At 30.1% G+C, this 2,520-nt stretch carries 2 protein-coding genes; both read left to right on the top strand.

Annotated elements, in window-relative coordinates:
• Window positions 1-157: 157 nt before the first annotated feature.
• Window positions 158-1,306, top strand: coding sequence for an ATP-binding protein (locus ACJJVO_RS00050; protein ID WP_405568899.1), 1,149 nt, complete (start codon window positions 158-160; stop codon window positions 1,304-1,306).
• Between the two features lie 161 nt (window positions 1,307-1,467).
• On the top strand, window positions 1,468-2,331 hold the full coding sequence (locus ACJJVO_RS00045) for a hypothetical protein (protein ID WP_405568897.1): 864 nt from the start codon (window positions 1,468-1,470) through the stop codon (window positions 2,329-2,331).
• The last annotated feature ends 189 nt before the right edge of the window (window positions 2,332-2,520 follow it).

Genomic DNA, 2,520 nt, shown 5'->3' with positions numbered 1-2,520 from the left:
TACAACAACGTGTATAATTAATGGCTAGTTCTCGCCTACTTACGAAAATCCTCGCGGATTTTCTATCTGGTTTTTATTTGCTAAATTAGGTGCTTAAACACGCCACTAATCATACACAAAACCGTTAGGCACAAGCTAAAAAAACATCCGTCAATAAATGAACTTACAGCAATTAACAGAAAAAGCAGAATTAATAATTACGGATTTAAAAGACAATGGTCGATTTCCTAAAGAAAATAATGGAATTGATTACAAGCTTAAATTAAATATTGCCAAAACGAAAAGTCCGCTTGAAAATTTCCTTCTAAATTTTGCTAAAGACATACTTTCTTTCGCCAATTCAGATGGTGGAATGTTATTGTTGGGAATTGATGAAGATTCAAAAACTGGAATTCATACTGACACAGGTCTTGATAAAGAAAATCTTGATTTACTAAAACAAATTGACTTAAATGATGTAACTCAAAAATTCGAAAAAATTGCTAAGATTGGAATTTCAGTTGACTTACAAATATTTCAAATAAGTACAAGAAAATTTTATTATTTATTAATTGAAAAGAGTAGCCAAATATTAGTTCCAATCAACGATTTTTCTGAATTAAAAATAAAAAAAGGTGCAATTTACTATCGAGCTTCAAGTAAAAATGAACACGCAAACAAATCAACGACAGATTTTAATAGATTTTTGCAAATTAAAGCTAATGAGAAAAGTAAGGAATTTATGGAAATTTGGTCCAAATTACTTCCTGAAATGGTTGACATAAACCCAAGAGAAGTTCTTATATTAAATCCTGCACAAAATAAAGTTTATGGTTTTAATAGTAAGGAAAAAACATTATCAGGAAGTGACATAGAAATTGACAAAACACAAAACGGAGTTTTTAATATAATTTTAAACGCAATATCAGCAGGAGAAATTGGAAAAATAACTACAACAGAAGGAAAACCCATTTATAAAATTGTTGGAGAAATACAAAATGTTAGAGAACACATAATGCTAAGTAATCTTCATAAAGAAATTCAACGTCTTTCAAAATATAAATTCTCAAGTGGACAATTAAAACAAGTTATGTTTAATTTAGATTGGGTTAAAAATCCTAAATTTAATGCTGTTAATCCAACTAATGGAAATATAAATAGCAAATTTGAAAAATTTATTTGGATAGAAACTACTGACAAATTTTCTAATCGTACTAAAGTCTATTTTTCAGAAGAAGCAGTTACTGAACTTTTGAAAACAGTAGATGATGAATCAAAACATAAAGAGATTTTCGGAAAATTATTATCGCTAAAAGCCAGTGCCTAACACCGTGTATAATTAATTGCTAGGTTCTTCCCTACTTGCGAATATTCCTGCGGAATATTCACGGGTTCGTGAAAGTTTGCTAACTTAGTTGCTAAACCACGCAACTAATCATACACAATCACGTTGGCAACCATTAAAAACCCAATCAACATCAAGTAAATATGGAAAATTTAAAAGCTCTGAAAAAGATTGACCTTACAAAAAATAGTGTTGAAGAAATTAATCAACTTATTAATAAAATTGGTGCATTACCAATTATGAGAACTGAATATGAAAAAGGAAAAATTTTTGATAGAGCTGTAAGAATCGATGTTGATGAAGCCGATTTTAATACAAGGAGTAGATTATCATATGCACCAGCTGAATATAATACAAACTATCTTCGAGCAAGCACGCCTGAAAACACAATGTTTTATGGTTCAGTTCTTAAAGATAATTATACTATTGACGACCACACTAGTACAAGGTTAACAGCTTGTTGTGAAACAAGCGAATTATTGAGAGACAATTCAATTCCAGAAGGAGAAAGGCTAATGATTATTGGAACTTGGGAAGTTCAAGAGTTTATGACTTTAGCTACAATTTTTGACCCAACAAAAGAATATGTAATTGATTATCTACAGAAAATAAAAAATGATTATCAAATTTTACTGAAACAAAATCCCGAATTGGAAACTAAAGGAGTTGAATATTTAAAGTTTCTAGCAAACGAGTTTTCTAAAGATGTTAAAGCAGGAAATAATCACGAATATTATATTTCTGCGTTACTTTCTACTTTAATGTCAAATACTGGACTTGATGGAGTTCTATTCCCAAGTGTTAGAGCAGCTGGAATAGGACTTTGTACTGCTATTCATCCAAGAGTTGCGGATAAACTAAAGTTGATAAGTGTTAGAAAGTGTCTTTTGAAAAAAGAAAATGGAAAAGTAAAAATCACTTATCTAAAAGCTTGTGATGTAGAAGATGATTCTAAACCATTTGAACTTTTGGATATTGAAGATTATAGAAAATTAAAAGAGAAATAACGGTTGCCAACACCGTATATAATTTATTGCTAGTTCCAGCCTACTTACGAAAATCCTCGCGGATTTTCTATTCGGTTTTTATTTGCTAAATTACGTGCTAAACCACGCAACAAACCATATACGTATTCCAAGATCAAATCCTAGTAAAATTTAGTTTTATTTTTTAAGCTGCATATTGCTGAAGGACCA

This window comes from Winogradskyella sp. Asnod2-B02-A (assembly GCF_045063645.1).
Taxonomy (GTDB): Bacteria; Bacteroidota; Bacteroidia; order Flavobacteriales; family Flavobacteriaceae; genus Winogradskyella.
Note: the sequence above shows the minus strand (reverse complement) of the source record. Positions and strands in the feature narration are given on the sequence as shown.